The organism is Reyranella sp. (assembly GCF_004297265.1).
In the GTDB taxonomy this organism is placed as follows: Bacteria; Pseudomonadota; Alphaproteobacteria; order Reyranellales; family Reyranellaceae; genus Reyranella.
The window spans coordinates 80,294-95,078 of record NZ_SCUT01000040.1 but is presented as its reverse complement, the minus strand read 5'-3'; the positions used below and the strand labels follow the sequence as shown (position 1 = coordinate 95,078).

Here is a 14,785-nt window from a genome sequence, read left to right as displayed (position 1 = left end):
AGGGCGATGGGCCGTATCCTCCTGCTGGTCGAACTGAAGGGCGGCAACGATGGGCTCAACACGCTCGTTCCCTATGCCGATCCCAGATACCGTGAACTGCGTGCCGGCATCGGCGTGCCCCGCGAGAGGGTCGTGCAGCTCGACGAAAAGGTCGGCTTGCACGAAAAACTCGCGCCGCTGATGGAGTCCTGGAAGGCAGGCGACTTGGCGATCGTGCAGGGCGTCGGCTATCCCTATCCCAACCGCTCGCATTTCCGCTCGATCGAGATCTGGGACACCGCCTCCGCCGCGTCCCAGACGCTGAGCGAAGGCTGGGTTGCCCAAGCCTTCAACGGCGCCAGCCTGGCCAAGGGCGTCGGCGTCGACTGTATCGTGGCCGATACCAATGCGCTGCCTGCGACCGGCCCGTCGCTGCGCACCATCGTCATGCAGGATGCCGAGAACTTCCTGCGCCAGGCCAATGCCATCGGCGCGGCAGCGGCGATGGCCGATGGTGGCAATCCGGCGTTACGTCACTTGCTGGCAGTGCGGCAGGAGATCAACGCCGCGGCAGCCGGCCTGCGCGACCGGCTGCGCAACGCGCCGACGCCGACCGAGGCCTATCCGCAGGAGCTTCTCCTGGGCCGCCAGCTCGATCTTGCGACGCGAGTCCTCTCCGCCAAGGTTCCGGTAGTAGCGATCAAGGTAGCGCTGGGCGGCTTCGACACCCACGCGAACCAGACGCCCACGCATGAGCGCCTGCTGGCATCCCTGGCGTCCAACCTCGCGACCCTGCGCCGGAACCTGATCGCCGCCGACCTCTGGAAGGACGTGGTGGTGGTGACCTATTCGGAGTTCGGCCGGCGTGCCAAGCAGAACGCCAGCGGCGGCACCGACCACGGCACGTCAGCCCCGCAATTCGTCATGGGCGGCGCAGTGAAGGGCGGTCTCTACGGCGTCTATCCGCCGCTGTCCGATCTTTCGGACGGGGACCTGAGACACACGGTCGACTTCCGCAGCGTCTTCGCCACGCTGGCCCAGGGCTGCTGGGGCCAGTCGTGCGATTTCGGGCTGCGTCAGCCGCAGAGGCTGGGTTTCCTGATTTAGTGAAGCCTGACGCCGGGCCGTCCCAGGATCTCGTCGCGCACCGAACCGCGGTCGGCCTCGATACGAATGTACCAGATGAGCAGCGCGGCGATGATCTTGATGACCACCGGAACGACGATATAGACGATGATCAACGCCGTCCCGCTGTACAGTCCTTGGGACGGATTGAACCCCAGCAGGGCCGCCACCGGCAGCGAGCCCGCCGCGCCGATCGCCGTCGCCAACTTGGTCGACAGTGCCCAAAGGCCGAAATACGCGCCGGTGTCGCCCTTCGTATCCTTGCCCTCGTCGGAGTTGATGATGTCGGCCAGGATCGACGGCGGCAGGCCGTAGTCGGCGCCGATGCCGAGGCCGGTGATGACGGCGATGGGCATGAACCAGACGAAGTCGCCGGCGCCGAGGAAGATACCCAAAGACATCGCTGCGGCCGTCAGGACCATCGCAATGAACCAGGCGGCGGTCTTGCTGAAGCGGCGTGACAGCAGCATCCAGAGCGGTACGCTGACGGCGGCGGCACCGAAATATACCAACAGGATGATGCCAGCCTGCAGCTTGTTCCCCTTCAGCACATGCTCGACGTAGAAGAGCATCACGGAGACCGCGACACCCAGTGCCGCCCCGTTCACGATGAACACCAGCAGCAGGCGACGGAAGAGCCGGTTCTTCAGTGGCGCGAAGAACGGGATGAGGGTCTTGATCGTGACGCTTCGGTCCATGTTCCGGGTCGGCCGGGCAAGCGATGGCATCAGGCCAATCAGCCAGTCGCGGAAATAGCGGACATGGATCTCAGGGTTCTCGCGCACGACAGGCGGATGCACCGAGGGCGGCGACCAGAGCAGGGTGGGAAGCGAGAACAGGACGGCGATGGGGATGAAGATCAGCCCCATGTAGACGTAGCCGGCGTGCTCACCCAACTGGGCCGTGAAATAGGTGGGGAGAACGACTGCCAGGGTCATGCCGATCAAGCCGAAGACCTCGCGGCCGACCGTAACCCTCGTTCGTTCGTTGTAGTCGTCGGTCAGTTCGGCGCCGTGGGCGTGATAGCTTATCGACACGCCGGCATAACCGAGGTGAACGACGAACAGGGCTACGAACAACCAGGTCGCCAGCAGGCCGGGCTGGATGAACAGGGACTGCGGCGGGTGGAACAGCATGTAGAAGCCGCCGATCAGCAGCGGCAGCATCAGGGCCACGAAGGTGAGCCGTCCGCGCGGGCCGCGATGGGTGAACTTGTCGCTGACCAGGCCGATGACCGGATCCTGCACCGCATCGATGACGCGTGTCGTGATGAAGATCAGGCCCATGATGCCGAGCGGCACCTTCAGGACCTCGCCATAGAAGTGGCTGACGTTCAGCACCACCGGCAGGGCCGCCATGTTGAGCGGCAGCTGATTGGTGGAGTAGGCGACGAGACGGTCGAAACGCAGCCTTATGGACGTCGTCGAGCCGAGGCCGGACTGGGGCGCATGCACGCGTGTTTTGCCTTCCTGTTCGGCTCACCTTTGACTGGCGGCCTCTTGATTGCCGACAGTTATATATGCCTGAAGTGTGCCTGCAAAACGTCCGTGCGGCGCGTCGAAAAGCCTGCGGCACAATAGGCGAGGTAATACCGCCACATGCGGCGGAAACGCTCGTCGAAGCCCATGCGGCCGACCTGGTCGGCCACCCGGTCGAAGCGGCCGAGCCAGGTTTCCAGGGTCCGCGCATAGTCCAGTCCGAAACTGTAGAGTTCTGCCACCTTGAGACCCGCCTGCCTGCACTGTTCGCGCAGGCTGGAGGGAGACAGGAGCATGCCGCCCGGGAAGACGTAGGTCTGGATGAAATCGGGGTGCCTGCGGTAGCGCTCGAAGAAATCGTCGGCGATCACGATGGCCTGCACGATGGCCGATCCGCCGGGCACCACATGGCGCTTCAGCGTCGCAAAATAGTCGGGCCAATAGCGTTCGCCGACGGCCTCGATCATCTCGATCGACACGATATGGTCGTAGCGGCCCTCGATGTCGCGATAGTCGCGGAACTGGAGGTCGACGCTGTCGGCCAGTCCGGCCCGCTGCAGCCGGGCGCGGGCATAGTCGAGTTGCTCCCTGGAGATGGTGACGCCCGTCACCCGCATGCCGCGTCGGGCGGCGACTTCGGCGAATCCGCCCCAGCCGCAGCCGATCTCCAGGATGCTATCGCCCTGGCGGGCACCGAGCTGCGACAGGATGCGCTCATACTTGGCGATCTGGGCGGCCTCCAGCGGCTTCTCCGCCTCGCCTTCGTACAGGGCGGAGGAATAGGTCATCGAGGGATCGAGCCACAGGCCATAGAACTCGTTGCCCAGGTCGTAGTGGGCATGGATGTTCTTCTTGGATCCCTCGCGGGTGTTCTCGTGGCGCCGATGCAGGAACTTCAGCAACAGCCCGTGAAAGAAATTCGTCCGGGTGATCTTGCCGAGCATCTTCTCGTTGGCGAGCAACAGGCTGATCAGGCTCGGCAGGTCGGGCGACTCGCAGAAGCCTTCCATGTAGGCCTCCGCGAAGCCCATGTCGCCATCGAGGAGGACTTTCCGGAAGAAGCGCCAGTCCCGGACATCGATCTCGGCGTGCGGAGGGCCGTCGCCCGTGCCGAAGACACGCACGTTGCCGTCGGGAAGTCGCACGGTCAGGCGACCGACGGACAGACGTTCCAGGGCTTTCAGGACAAACCGGGCGGCGAGAGGCATGCGGTCCGAAGTGAAGTCAGCGGGTCACGAGCTCCGACGGCGGTGCTGGCTTGGTGTAAAATCTCGCCCGCTTCCGCCACAGATGCAAGGCCTGCCAATGGATCCGGACCATGACGGCCAGCGTCATGGTCGGGTTTGCGAGGAAGCGTCGCAATATGCCGCGGTCGTCCAGCGGTTCGCGCCGGCCGCCCACGGAGGTGGCGAGCATCAGTCCCCGGGCATCATGGAAATTCACGTCGACATGCGCGCGCTCGTCGTCGAGGCGAAAGCGGAAGCGATAGCCGCCCTCGATCGGAAGGAACGGCGAGACGTGGAAGACCTTGCGGCCTTCCAGCCACTGGTCGGGCTCGATCGGCGTCCGGTCGTCGTGGTAGACCAAATAGCAATGGCCTTCGCCGAAGGTGTTGTTGACCTCGCAGAGGACGGCCCGGAGGGTTCCGGTGCGATCGCGGCAGAACCAGAAGCTCACCGGATTGAACACGTAGCCCAGCATGCGCGGCATGGTCATCAGCACGACCTCGCCGTCGCAGACGTCCGCCACGCCTTGCTGCTGCAGGATGTCCTGCAGCCAGACCTTGAGGTCCGAACCGTCGCGGGTCCCATGATCGGCCCGCCGGAAGGAGACGAGGCCGCGGCGGTCGAGCTTCAGCCAGCGGCCGGCGGCGCCCTCCAGCGAATCAAGGTCGAGACAGAGATAGCCTACCTTGTAGCGAAACGCGTTCTCGCGCGGCCTCAGTCGCCGGTGGACGACGGTGGCGTCGACGATCGAATGAGGAGACGCGCCGCTCACGTCGCTTCCGGTGCGACCCGCGCCGCGACGGGAAGCGGCAGCGGTGGGAGGACGGGCCGGTCGGCCACGACCCTCGGTGGGTCGCCGATCCGGCGATGTTCGTCGGGGCGGACCCAGGGCCGGTGGACGCCGAGCTGCTCGGCAACATCGAGGCCGGCCGAGAGCGCATCCTCGTGGAAGCCGTAGCCGCAATAGCTGCCGCAGAAATAGGTGCCGCGGACGCCCTGGATGCGATGCAGTTCGCGCTGGGCGCGGATGGCTGCGGCGTCGTACATCGGATGCTCGAAGGAGAAGCGCGAGTAGGCCGCCGTGGGCGCGCGGCCGGGATTCACCGACACGAAGAGCGGCGTGCCATCGGGGAGATTTTGCAGGCGGTTCATCCAGTAGGTGACGCTCACATGGCTGTCGCGACTGCGGCTGTCGGCAACGTAGTTCCAGCTCGCCCAGACGTTGCGGCGCTTCGGCATCAGGCTCTCGTCACCGTGCAGCCACACCTCGTTCGAAGAATAGGCGAAGCGGCCCAGCAGGTCGCGTTCCGTCTGATCGGCGTCGGTGAGCAGGGAAAGTGCCTGGTCGGCATGGCAAGCCATCACGAGCCGATCGAAGTGATCCCATTGGCCTCCTGCGTCACGCACGTCCACCCCACCGGCTGTACGCCGCACGGCGCTGGCCGGCGTCGCCAGTCGCGCCCGCGCACGCAGCGGTGCCACGATCCGCTCGACATAGGAGCGGCTGCCGCCGCTCACCGTGCGCCACTGCAATTGCGGACCGATCGTCAGGAGACCGTGATTGTTGAAGAAGCGAGCGAACGTCTGTGCCGGATAGTCGAGCATGCGTCCGGGCGGCGTCGACCAGATGCAGGCTGCCATCGGCACGAGATAGCGGTCGCGGAAGGCGTCGCCGAAGCCGCTCTGGTCGATGAAGTTCCCGATCGTGAAGTCTAGGTCTTCCGCCTTGTCGAGGAGCTGCGGCGCCATACGGTTGAAGCGCAGGATGTCGTGCGTCATGCGCAGGAAGGAGGGGCGGGCGAGGTTGCCGCGCTGGGCGAAGTAGCCGGCGAAGGAGCTGGCATACTCGAACCCGCCCTCGTCCAGACTGACGGCGAACGACATGTCCGACGGTTCGGTCGGCACGCCGAGATGGTCGAAGAGCGCGACGAGGTTGGGATAGTTGCGCTCGTTGAAGACGATGAAGCCGACATCGACCGGCTGGCGGCCCTGTTTCGTCGGTGCTTCGACCGTACAGGAGTGGCCGCCGAAGCGGTTCTCGCGCTCGTAGACGACCACGTCGTGGCGGCGGCTGAGAAGCCAGGCGGCTCCGAGACCGGACACGCCGGCGCCGATGACGGCGATTTTCATTTTTCGAAGGCTCCCCTGGATGGCTTCTACGCAGATTTTTTTATGGTTTGGAAGGCGGCCAGCGCCCGGTCCCGGGCGGCGCCGTGGTCGACGATTCGTGCCGGATAGACATCTGCCGGGACCGCGGCTGTCCACGGACGATGGATCGCGTAGTTGGGCAGGTGCGCGAGTTCGGGAATCCAGTGGCGGACGTAGTCGCCGTTCGGATCGAACTTCTCGCCCTGGAGAACAGGGTTGAAGACACGAAAGTAGGGAGCGGCATCGGCGCCGCAGCCGGCGACCCACTGCCAGCCCGTCGCATTGTTGGCGGGATCGGCGTCGACCAGCGTGTCCCAGAACCAGCGTTCGCCCCGGCGCCAGTCGATCAGCAGATCCTTGGTCAGGAAGGATGCCGTGATCATGCGCACGCGGTTGTGCATCCAGCCGGTCGTCCAGAGCTCGCGCATCCCGGCATCGACGACGGGATAGCCCGTCCGGCCGCGTTGCCAAACGCCGAGTGCAGTTCCCGGATCGGCCCAGGGGAACGCATCGAACTCGCGCCGGAAGTTTCGCTCCGCCAGATCGCCGTTGTGGAAGATCAGGTGGTAGGCGAACTCGCGCCAGCCGACTTCCGACAGAAACTTCTCGGTCGCGGCCGAGGCGCCCCGGGTCATCACGGCCTGCCAGACCTGACGAGGCGAAACCTCGCCGAAAGCTAGATGGGGAGACAGGCGGGACGTCCCCTCCACCGCCGGACGGTCACGCGCCTCGCGATAGTCCTCGAAAGCCTCGTCGAGGAAATTCGTGAGACGCTGCCTGGCGCCGTTCTCACCCGGGGTCCAGGCGGCGCGAATTCCGCCGGCCCAATCGGGCGCGGTGGGCAGCAGGCGCCATGAGGCGAGCGGTTCGCTGGCCGGCCACGACTTTGGCGCGGGCAGGCTCTTCGGGGAGGGCAGCGGGGCGGAAGGTGACGGCATCGCGCGGCAGGCGCGCCAGAAGGGTGTGAACACCTTGAACGCGTCGCCGCTCCGCGTCGTCACCTCCCAGGGCTCGAAGAGCAGGTTGGCCTTGAAGCTCTCGACCGCGACCCCCCGTTCGGACAGCGCCTGTTTCAGACGTGCATCACGATCGCGGGAGCCCCGGTCGTAGACCCGGTTCCAGAAGACCGACGCGGCCCCGCAATCGGCCGCGAGTTCCCCAATCACCTTCTCCGCAGGCCCCCGGCGCAGGATCAGCCGAGATCCCAGACGGTGCAGCGACGCGTCGAGGGCGAGGAGGCTGTGGTGCAGCCACCATCGCGAAGCGGCGCCGGGCGGCCTGACACCGTCGGTTTCTCCGTCCAGGACGAAGACCGGCACGACGGCATGGCCCGCCTCCAGCGCCTTGATAAGCGCGGGATTGTCCGATAGGCGAAGGTCGCGACGGAACCAGACGATCGAAACCGACATGTGCGACATACGCACATGCCGAACGAACGGATGACCGGCCGCGACTAGGTCAGGACCGGGGGCAGTTGGGGGCCGGCCGCATCTCCAGGCTCTGGAGATCCGCGGTGACGGTGATCATGCCGGTATCGACGGTCAGACGGTCGAGGACGCCATTCTCGAAGACCTGAGCCGTCACAGAGAAGAGCGGGCGCTGGGCCTGGTCGCGACCGCGGGTGAAGCTCATGGACACTGGCCAGGACTTGCCCTTCGGCGTGGCGACGGGCTTGTCCGTCGGCCGGGACGCCCGCAGACGGCCGTCGTCCAGTTGCGTCACGTCGATCAGGAACCCGTCCCCCATCACTTCGGGATCGAACATCAGGGCCGGAAACGAGGCGGCATTGGCGCGCAGCCTTTCGGTGAGGTGATCGATCGCCGCCACCGGCATCAGCGTGGCGAAGGGCAGAAAGAACTGGGAGGGCTGGGCGCCTGCGGTCGCGATTTCGGCGCGCAGTTCGCCGTGCGCGCGCTGGACGCGACCCTTGGTTTCGCGCTTGTTGCCGTTCTGAACCTGCGTGGTCTGGTACCGCAGGCTGTTGCCGCTGCGGGGTTCCTCGGCGTCCAGTTTGGAGGACAGGCTCATCTTCCAGGACGCGGTCAGCGCGATCTCGGACGTGATGTCGCGCTTGAGGTGCCAGCCTGCGCAATCCTGCGAAAGATCGTGGATCGCGGTGCCGATGCGCGGCGCATTGGCGGCGGCCCCCAGTCGCAGCACGTACTCTGCACGATGCGGCTGCATCTGCGCGAAGGCCAGCTGCGGTCCGCCGAGGAATGCCACGAGGACGAAACACACAAGACGATGCATCACGCCACCTTGCGCAGAGGCCAGTATCGGGTCAATCGTGCTTCGCATGGAATGGCGAGGGATCGTGGCAGGATTCCGGCGGGGTTTCGATCGCAAGGGATCATGAACCGGCTTGAGTTCATCTGCGCGGGAGAGCCGCTCGAGGCGCTGCCGATGGGCGCCTTGCACTGGCCGGCCGAACGGCTGCTGGCGGTGGCCGATCTCCATCTGGAGAAGGGCTCGTCCTATGCCGTCAACGCTCGCAAGTTGCTGCCGCGCTACGACACGCGTCAGACCCTGGGGGCGCTGGCCGCGCTGATCGATGCCGTGCAACCGCGCACGGTCGTTTGCCTGGGCGACTCGTTCCATGATCGCGCGGCCATCGAGCGCATACCGGATGAGGAGCGGAGGGAGATCGAGCGGCTGGCGTCGCGGACGCGCTTCGTATGGATCGCCGGCAATCACGATCCCACGCCGCCTCCTTCCGGCTGGGGGGAGGTCGCGGAGGAGATCAAGGCGGGACCGCTGGTGTTCCGGCACGAGGCGCTGTTCGGACCGGCCGACGGCGAGGTCTCGGGGCACTACCATCCCGTGGCCGCGCTCACGGTGCGGGGCCGCGGGTTGCGGCGGCGTTGCTTCCTCACCGACGGGAGGCGTCTCATCCTCCCGGCTTTCGGCGCCTATGCCGGCGGGCTCAACGCGCTCGACCCGGCGATCGCGCAGCTCTTTCCCGACGACTACGACGCGCTCGTCGTCGGGAAAGACGCGGTGCGCCGCCTGTCGTGGCGGCAGCTCCGGCCCGACGCGACCTTCAGATAGCCGGTTCTACTTCGGCAGCTCGTACCTCAGCGTCACCTCGCCCAGGCCCTCGATCCTGCCGGTGGCGGTACTGCCCGGCGGCACGAACTGGCAGGCGACCATGCTGCCCGACGAGACGATCATGCCCTTCTTCAGGCGCTTGCCGTGGTCGCCAAGCTTGTTCGCAAGCCACGCCAGCGCATTGTAGCAGTGACCCAGCACGTCGCCCGAGTGGCCCTCGCGCACGACCTTGCCGTCGAAGGAAACCGAACCGTGCAGGTTGCCGAGATCGAGCTTCGCCCAGTCCTTGTTGGGCTTCGCCAGCAGCGAGCCGCCGTTCCAGCCGGCATCCATGATCAGCGGATTGACGGCAAGGCGGCTGTAGTCGGCGCCGCGATCCTCGATCAGCTCGAAACCGGCGCGCGCCTCGCCGACATATTGGGCAATCGAGTCCCTGTCGTAGGGCTTTCCCTTCGGTGCCGGCACGTCCGCATTCACGATCAGGATGATTTCGAGTTCGGCGCCCAGTCGCGTCCAGCGATCGGCGCGGACCGTCGCCTTGTGCTCGAACACGCGCTTCTTGCGGATTGGCCCGTAGGCGGGCCCCTTCAGCCCGGTCTGCGCCAGGATCTGCGGCGAGGTCAGCGCGATCTTGTAGCCGACCAGCGGGCCCTGCTTGACGACCTGCTTCTTGAGGAAAGCGTCCTGGACCTTGTAGGCGAGGCGCTCGTCGTCCGTCGCGAACCGTTCCGGCCACCATCCGACCACGGCGCGCGCCTTGTCGACCTGATGCAGCCACGTGGCAGCCCTGGCGATGCTGAACGTCATTGGAGACTCCCCCTTGCTTGATTTCTTCGTCGTCGCATAGTGCCACCATGGTGGCGAAAGCGTTGCAAAATTTCGGGCCCGTGCGCAGCGGTGCTGTCGTGGGCGTCGTGCTTGCCGGCGGCGAGGGGCGACGCATGGGACCGGGCGCGCTGAAGCCACTGCGCCTGCTCGCGGGCCGGCCCATGGTGGCACACGTCGTGGACCGGCTGCGACCGCAGGTCATGGACCTCGTGATCGTCGCCAACGATCCGGCGCCGGAATTTCGCTCACTCGGTGTACCGGTGATCGCCGATCCGCTCGATGTCCAGGAGATGGCCCGGCGCGAGGGACGGCGGCTCGGGCCCCTGGCCGGCATCCTGGCCGGGATGGAATGGGCGCTGGAGCATCATCCCCATTGCGGCTGGATCCTGACGGCGCCGGCCGACGTGCCGTTCCTGCCGCTCGATCTCACTGTCCGGCTGTGCGGACTGATGCATGTTCCCGAGCCCGATGTCCTGATGGTGCGTCACGGCAAGCGGCGCGAGCACACACTCGCCATCTGGTCGGTGAAGCTGGCCGCCGATCTCCGGCGCGCCATCCTCGAGGAGGGGATGCGGCGGGTCGAGACCTTCGCCCTGCGCTATGTTTTCGAGGAATTCGTGTGGCCGGGTGACGCCGAGCCCTTTCTGAACGTCAACACGCCGGCGGAGCTCAGCGAGGCGATGCGTCGTCTGGAGCGAGTTCGATGACGTTGCCGTCGATGACGACCTTGCCTGCATTCTCGAAATTCACGGTGATGCGATGGTCGATCATCGACTGGATCTGGCCCAGACCCCAGTCCGGTCGGCCGGGATGACGCACGAAGTCGCCGGGGCTCAGCAATCCGTTACCGGGCTTGTCGAACAAGTTTCCGTTACTCCGCCGCTGGAGGTACGCTATCGGGTGTCTGACGCCCTGCTGCCGCAATCGGCAGTATAGACTGGGTTTCATCATGTCATGGAGGACACAATGAACACCACCCGCGTCGCCATCGCCTCGGCTCTCGCCGCCGCGCTCGTGCTGCCGGCGGCCACCAGCCAGGCGCAGGGCAACATGGAAAAATGTTACGGCATCGCGAAGGCCGGTAAGAACGACTGCCAGACGGCGAAGTCGTCGTGCGCCGGCACATCGAAGAAGGATGCGCAGGCCGACGCCTGGGTGTCGGTGCCCAAGGGCGCCTGCGAGAAGATCGTGAACGGCAAGCTCACGCCGAGCTGAGCATGAATGCGGGTGCCGGCATCGGGCTGCGTTCGCCGCATCTCGCGGAAATCGCGCGCGATCGTCCGGCGACCGGCTTTCTCGAAATCCATGCCGAGAACTATCTCGCGACTTCCCCGGCGCTGGAAACCGTCGAACTCCTGCGCCGGGACTACGAGTTCTCCGTTCACGCGGTCGGCCTGTCCCTCGGATCCGTCGACGGCCTCGACGAAGCACATCTGGATCGTGTTGCGGCACTGATCGATCGCCTCCAGCCGACGCTCGTCTCCGACCATCTTTCCTGGAGCGTCGCCGGCGGCCGTTATTTCAACGACCTGCTGCCGCTGCCCTACACGGAGGAGGCACTGCAGGCGGTCGTGCGCAATGTCGACCGGCTGCAGGAACGGCTGCGCCGGCGGGTGCTCGTCGAAAATCCATCCTGCTATCTCGCCTTCGCGCATTCGACCCTGTCGGAGCCGGAATTCCTGGCCGAACTCGTCGGCCGCAGCGGCTGTGGCCTGCTGCTCGACGCCAACAACATCTCCGTCACGGCGCACAATCTGCGGCTCGATCCCGAGGCGTGGCTCGGGAACCTGCCGGCGTCGGCGATTGGCGAGTATCACCTCGCCGGTCATACCGTGAACGAAGCGGACGGGGAGCCGATCCTGATCGACGATCATGGGAGCCGGGTCGCCGATGGTGTGTGGTCGCTGTTCGACGAGATCGTGCGCCGCCATGGGCCGCGGCCGACACTGGTCGAATGGGACACCGATCTTCCGGCTCTCGACGTGCTGCTCGACGAGGCGCGGCGGGCGGGTCGGGCGCTCGGCGTCGAGGTGGAGGCCGATGCTCGGGCTGCGTGATCTGCAGGCGGCTTTCGCGGCACACCTGGAGGGCGAGGATCGGCCCAGCCTCGCCGATGCCGTCATGGGCGACACGATCTCCGCCGCGGCGCGGCTAAGGATCCATCGCCATCACGTGGCGGAGAGCCTGGCAACGGCTCTCGCCGCCACCTACTCGACCGTCCAGGCAATCGTCGGGGAAGACTTCTTCCGGGGCATGGCCAAGGCGTTCGCGGCGACGGACCTGCCGCGGCAGCCGGTGCTGGCCGAATATGGCGGGGCGTTTCCGGCTTTCGTTGCAAGGTATGGGCCAGCCGCTTCGCTGCCCTATCTGGCCGATATGGCGCGGCTCGACTGGGCCCTGAATCTGGCGTTCCATGCGCCCTGGCGCGACCGGCTGTCCGTGTCCGACCTCGCGGACCTGCCATCCGAAGGTCTGCTGGCGTCGAGGGTCTCCCTCGCCGCCGGCTCGACCCTTGTCCGGTCGGCGTACCCGATCGACAGGATCTGGGAGGCGTCCAGGCCCGGGGCGGCGGCCGGGCGGGTATCGCTGGATGAAGGTCCCGCTTCGGTGATCGTGCTGCGCCGTTCCGGGGACGCAGCCTTTGCGAGACTGTGCCCGGCGGAGACGGCCTTCGTGGAGGCGCTCGCTGACGGCAAGACGCTCGAGGAGGGCGCCCACGCCGCGTTTGCGGTCGAACCGGCCTTCGACCTCTCTACAACCTTTGCCCGGCTGCTTGCTTTACAGGCATTTGCTGCATTGCAGCATGAGTCCTGACGTGGATGCCCAAATGCCTCGAAATCTGGGGATTATTACAACCGCTGTAATTGCTGCGCTGCACGGCTGAATCGGTCGGCGGCGCCGAAACGTTCTTGCTCCGCGAAAGCCCATCCCTATACTCCGCGCGCTTCGAAAAGGGTCCGCCTTTCCCGGGCGGACTGTCGTGGCTTCGAGTGGAGTTGCCGACGATGTCGATTACGTTGCCGCAGAATTATCGGCCGTCAGAACGTGAAGCTTTCATGAATCCGATGCAGCAGGAGTACTTCCGGCAGAAGTTGCTGAAGTGGAAGGACGAGCTGATCGATGAATCCAATCAGACGCTCCAGAACATGCAGGAAGAGAGTCTGGCGCAGCCCGATCTCGCCGATCGTGCGACCGCCGAGACCGACCGCTCGCTGGAGTTGCGGACGAGGGACCGTTTTCGCAAACTGATCTCCAAGATCGACCAGGCGATCAAGTCGATCGAGGAAGGCACCTACGGCTATTGCGAAGAGACCGGCGAGCCGATCTCGCTGAAGCGTCTCGAAGCCCGGCCGATCGCCACCCTGTCGGTCGAGGCGCAGGAGCGCCACGAGCGCATGGAGCGCACCCGCCGCGACGAAGGCAACGACTGACCAGCAAAAAGGCCCGCTTCTGCGGGCCTTTTCTTTGGCGCTCGTCGAGACCTTCAGGCCTTCGCTTCAGCCTGCATGGCCTCGCGGTTGAGCGCGCGGCCGGCTTGACCGCCGCCGGGCTTGCCGTCGCGCCACGCGAAGGCGCCGTTGCAGATCACCGTGTCGATGCCCGCGGCCGGCGAGATCGGCTTCTCGAACGTGGCGGTGTCGATCACCGTCGCCGGATCGAAGATGCAGATGTCGGCATAGAAACCGGGCTTCACCTCGCCGCGGTTGGTGAGATGGAAGCGCTGCGCCGAATAGGACGTCATGCGGCGCACCGCGTCCTCCAGCGGGAACAGCTTCAGGTCACGCGAGTAGTGGCCGAGCACACGCGGGAAGGTGCCCCACAGGCGGGGATGCGGATGGGCATCGAACGGGATGCCGTCCGAGCCGATCATGGCGCCGGGATGGGACATCGCGGCCTGCACGTCCTTCTCGTCCATCATGAAGTAGATGGCGCCGGCCGGCTGGATGCGGTCAGCGGCCTCCTTCATCGAGCAGCCCATCTCCTCGGCGATCTCCTTGAGATCGCGGCCGCTCATGCCCGGCACCTTGTCGGACCATGTGATGAGGACCTTGTCGGCGCGTTCCAGCATGTCGCTGCGCAGGATCGTGGAGCCGGCGACATACGGATAGACGTCGAAGGAGATCTGCTGCTTCTTCATCGCCTCGTTGAAGTGCGGCAGGGTCTCCTTCATGCGGCCGAAGTTGGAGCGGCCCGAGCACTTGTGATGCGACACGATGATCTCGGCGCCGACGCGACGGCCGATCTCGAACGTCTCGTCCATCGCCTTCAGGATATGGTCGCCCTCGTCGCGCATGTGGGCGGTGTAGACGCCCCCCCATCTGCCGAGCGGCGCGGCCACCTCCGCGACCTCATCGGTCGAGGCGTGGCTCGAAACGGCATAGAACAGGCCACTCGACATGCCGATCGCGCCTTGTTCCAGGCTCTGGTCGAGCAGTTCGCGCATCTGCTTGATCTCGGCGCCGGTGGCGACGCGGTTGAGGTCGTCGCCCATCGAGTTGATGCGCAAGGTGCCGTGGCCGATCAGGAAGGCGCCGTTGATGGCGGGCTTGGCTGCATCGACCTTGCCCGCGAACGACGCGAAGTCCTTCGAAAGGTTTTCCTTCTTCTTGATGATCAGCGACATCCAGTGGCCGACATCGGGCCGGACATACGGCGCGGCCGAGACGCCGCAATTGCCGCACACCACGGTCGTGACGCCCTGGCTCGCCTTCATCGCCATGGCCGGATTGTCGATCAGCGCGGTGTCGTCATGCGTGTGCACGTCGATGAAGCCCGGCGCCACGACCTTGCCGGTGGCGTCGATCTCGTTGTCGCCGCGCAACGTGCCCGGCGCCTCGACGGCTGCGATGCGGTCGCCCTTCACCGCCACGTCGGCGGCGAAGAGCTTCTTGCCTGTTCCGTCGGCCACCTGGCCGTTGCGGATGACGATATCGTAAGTGGCCATGTGGGCTC

At 65.8% G+C, this 14,785-nt stretch carries 16 protein-coding genes; 7 read left to right on the top strand and 9 right to left on the bottom strand.

Going from position 1 to position 14,785, the window contains the following annotated elements:
* Positions 1-6 precede the first annotated feature (6 nt).
* The gene (locus tag EPO41_RS17405) at positions 7-1,086 is read left to right on the top strand and encodes a DUF1501 domain-containing protein (protein WP_296327416.1); all 1,080 of its coding nucleotides are present in this window, start codon (positions 7-9) and stop codon (positions 1,084-1,086) included.
* On the opposite strand, the gene EPO41_RS17400 is transcribed toward EPO41_RS17405, so the two are convergent.
* Genes EPO41_RS17400 through EPO41_RS17375 form a run of 6 tightly spaced genes read right to left on the bottom strand, consistent with a single transcriptional unit; the run spans position 1,083 to position 8,206 of the window.
* The gene (locus EPO41_RS17400; protein WP_296327413.1) at positions 1,083-2,558 is read right to left on the bottom strand and encodes an MFS transporter; all 1,476 of its coding nucleotides are present in this window, start codon (positions 2,556-2,558) and stop codon (positions 1,083-1,085) included. The genes EPO41_RS17405 and EPO41_RS17400 overlap by 4 nt on opposite strands.
* Positions 2,559-2,617: 59 nt before the next feature.
* Positions 2,618-3,790, bottom strand: a complete 1,173-nt coding sequence (locus EPO41_RS17395) for a cyclopropane-fatty-acyl-phospholipid synthase family protein (protein ID WP_296327410.1) — start codon at positions 3,788-3,790, stop codon at positions 2,618-2,620.
* Positions 3,791-3,806: 16 nt separating this feature from the next.
* The gene (locus tag EPO41_RS17390) at positions 3,807-4,580 is read right to left on the bottom strand and encodes a DUF1365 domain-containing protein (protein WP_296327406.1); all 774 of its coding nucleotides are present in this window, start codon (positions 4,578-4,580) and stop codon (positions 3,807-3,809) included.
* Positions 4,577-5,938: an FAD-dependent oxidoreductase gene (locus EPO41_RS17385; protein WP_296327403.1), complete on the bottom strand. Its 1,362-nt coding sequence runs from the start codon at positions 5,936-5,938 to the stop codon at positions 4,577-4,579. Before EPO41_RS17385 ends, EPO41_RS17390 begins: the two co-directional genes overlap by 4 nt.
* A gap of 26 nt (positions 5,939-5,964) precedes the next feature.
* Positions 5,965-7,374: a deoxyribodipyrimidine photo-lyase gene (locus EPO41_RS17380; RefSeq protein ID WP_296327692.1), complete on the bottom strand. Its 1,410-nt coding sequence runs from the start codon at positions 7,372-7,374 to the stop codon at positions 5,965-5,967.
* A 40-nt stretch (positions 7,375-7,414) separates the two neighbouring features.
* A complete protein-coding gene (locus tag EPO41_RS17375) occupies positions 7,415-8,206 on the bottom strand; it encodes a DUF1849 family protein (protein ID WP_296327400.1) in 792 nt (263 codons plus the stop codon).
* A gap of 102 nt (positions 8,207-8,308) precedes the next feature.
* Here EPO41_RS17375 and pdeM point away from each other — a divergent pair, with 102 nt between their 5' ends.
* Entirely contained in the window at positions 8,309-9,004 is a 696-nt protein-coding gene (gene pdeM / locus EPO41_RS17370) for a ligase-associated DNA damage response endonuclease PdeM (protein ID WP_296327397.1), read from the top strand.
* Between the two features lie 6 nt (positions 9,005-9,010).
* Here the strand turns inward: pdeM and EPO41_RS17365 are convergent, their stop codons facing one another.
* A complete protein-coding gene (locus EPO41_RS17365; protein WP_296327394.1) occupies positions 9,011-9,811 on the bottom strand; it encodes a hypothetical protein in 801 nt (266 codons plus the stop codon).
* A gap of 80 nt (positions 9,812-9,891) precedes the next feature.
* Here EPO41_RS17365 and mobA point away from each other — a divergent pair, with 80 nt between their 5' ends.
* Complete coding sequence (gene mobA, locus EPO41_RS17360; protein ID WP_296327392.1) at positions 9,892-10,539, top strand: molybdenum cofactor guanylyltransferase; 648 nt, start codon at positions 9,892-9,894, stop codon at positions 10,537-10,539.
* Here the strand turns inward: mobA and EPO41_RS17355 are convergent.
* Complete coding sequence (locus EPO41_RS17355) at positions 10,502-10,696, bottom strand: DUF3553 domain-containing protein (protein WP_296327390.1); 195 nt, start codon at positions 10,694-10,696, stop codon at positions 10,502-10,504. The two genes, mobA and EPO41_RS17355, sit on opposite strands and share 38 nt — an antisense overlap.
* 102 nt (positions 10,697-10,798) lie before the next feature.
* Here EPO41_RS17355 and EPO41_RS17350 point away from each other — a divergent pair, with 102 nt between their 5' ends.
* From EPO41_RS17350 to dksA, 4 genes are all read left to right on the top strand, one after another.
* The gene (locus EPO41_RS17350; protein ID WP_296327388.1) at positions 10,799-11,047 is read left to right on the top strand and encodes a DUF2282 domain-containing protein; all 249 of its coding nucleotides are present in this window, start codon (positions 10,799-10,801) and stop codon (positions 11,045-11,047) included.
* A gap of 2 nt (positions 11,048-11,049) precedes the next feature.
* Positions 11,050-11,889: a DUF692 domain-containing protein gene (locus EPO41_RS17345; protein WP_296327384.1), complete on the top strand. Its 840-nt coding sequence runs from the start codon at positions 11,050-11,052 to the stop codon at positions 11,887-11,889.
* A complete protein-coding gene (locus EPO41_RS17340) occupies positions 11,873-12,646 on the top strand; it encodes a DNA-binding domain-containing protein (RefSeq protein ID WP_296327382.1) in 774 nt (257 codons plus the stop codon). Before EPO41_RS17345 ends, EPO41_RS17340 begins: the two co-directional genes overlap by 17 nt.
* Before the next feature lie 191 nt (positions 12,647-12,837).
* Positions 12,838-13,263: an RNA polymerase-binding protein DksA gene (gene dksA, locus EPO41_RS17335; RefSeq protein ID WP_296327380.1), complete on the top strand. Its 426-nt coding sequence runs from the start codon at positions 12,838-12,840 to the stop codon at positions 13,261-13,263.
* A gap of 53 nt (positions 13,264-13,316) precedes the next feature.
* Here the strand turns inward: dksA and EPO41_RS17330 are convergent, their stop codons facing one another.
* The gene (locus EPO41_RS17330; RefSeq protein WP_296327377.1) at positions 13,317-14,777 is read right to left on the bottom strand and encodes a D-aminoacylase; all 1,461 of its coding nucleotides are present in this window, start codon (positions 14,775-14,777) and stop codon (positions 13,317-13,319) included.
* Positions 14,778-14,785 lie beyond the last annotated feature (8 nt).

What these genes read in the sequence shown, in the direction of transcription:
- EPO41_RS17330 (WP_296327377.1), bottom strand. Translation starts at nt 14,777, where the DNA reads ATGGCCACTTACGATATCGTCATCCGCAACGGCCAGGTGGCCGACGGA.
- EPO41_RS17350 (WP_296327388.1), top strand. Translation starts at nt 10,799, where the DNA reads ATGAACACCACCCGCGTCGCCATCGCCTCGGCTCTCGCCGCCGCGCTC.
- pdeM (WP_296327397.1), top strand. Translation starts at nt 8,309, where the DNA reads ATGAACCGGCTTGAGTTCATCTGCGCGGGAGAGCCGCTCGAGGCGCTG.
- EPO41_RS17385 (WP_296327403.1), bottom strand. Translation starts at nt 5,938, where the DNA reads ATGAAAATCGCCGTCATCGGCGCCGGCGTGTCCGGTCTCGGAGCCGCC.
- EPO41_RS17345 (WP_296327384.1), top strand. Translation starts at nt 11,050, where the DNA reads ATGAATGCGGGTGCCGGCATCGGGCTGCGTTCGCCGCATCTCGCGGAA.
- EPO41_RS17405 (WP_296327416.1), top strand. Translation starts at nt 7, where the DNA reads ATGGGCCGTATCCTCCTGCTGGTCGAACTGAAGGGCGGCAACGATGGG.
- EPO41_RS17375 (WP_296327400.1), bottom strand. Translation starts at nt 8,206, where the DNA reads ATGCATCGTCTTGTGTGTTTCGTCCTCGTGGCATTCCTCGGCGGACCG.
- dksA (WP_296327380.1), top strand. Translation starts at nt 12,838, where the DNA reads ATGTCGATTACGTTGCCGCAGAATTATCGGCCGTCAGAACGTGAAGCT.
- EPO41_RS17380 (WP_296327692.1), bottom strand. Translation starts at nt 7,374, where the DNA reads ATGTCGCACATGTCGGTTTCGATCGTCTGGTTCCGTCGCGACCTTCGC.
- EPO41_RS17365 (WP_296327394.1), bottom strand. Translation starts at nt 9,811, where the DNA reads ATGACGTTCAGCATCGCCAGGGCTGCCACGTGGCTGCATCAGGTCGAC.
- EPO41_RS17340 (WP_296327382.1), top strand. Translation starts at nt 11,873, where the DNA reads ATGCTCGGGCTGCGTGATCTGCAGGCGGCTTTCGCGGCACACCTGGAG.
- EPO41_RS17395 (WP_296327410.1), bottom strand. Translation starts at nt 3,790, where the DNA reads ATGCCTCTCGCCGCCCGGTTTGTCCTGAAAGCCCTGGAACGTCTGTCC.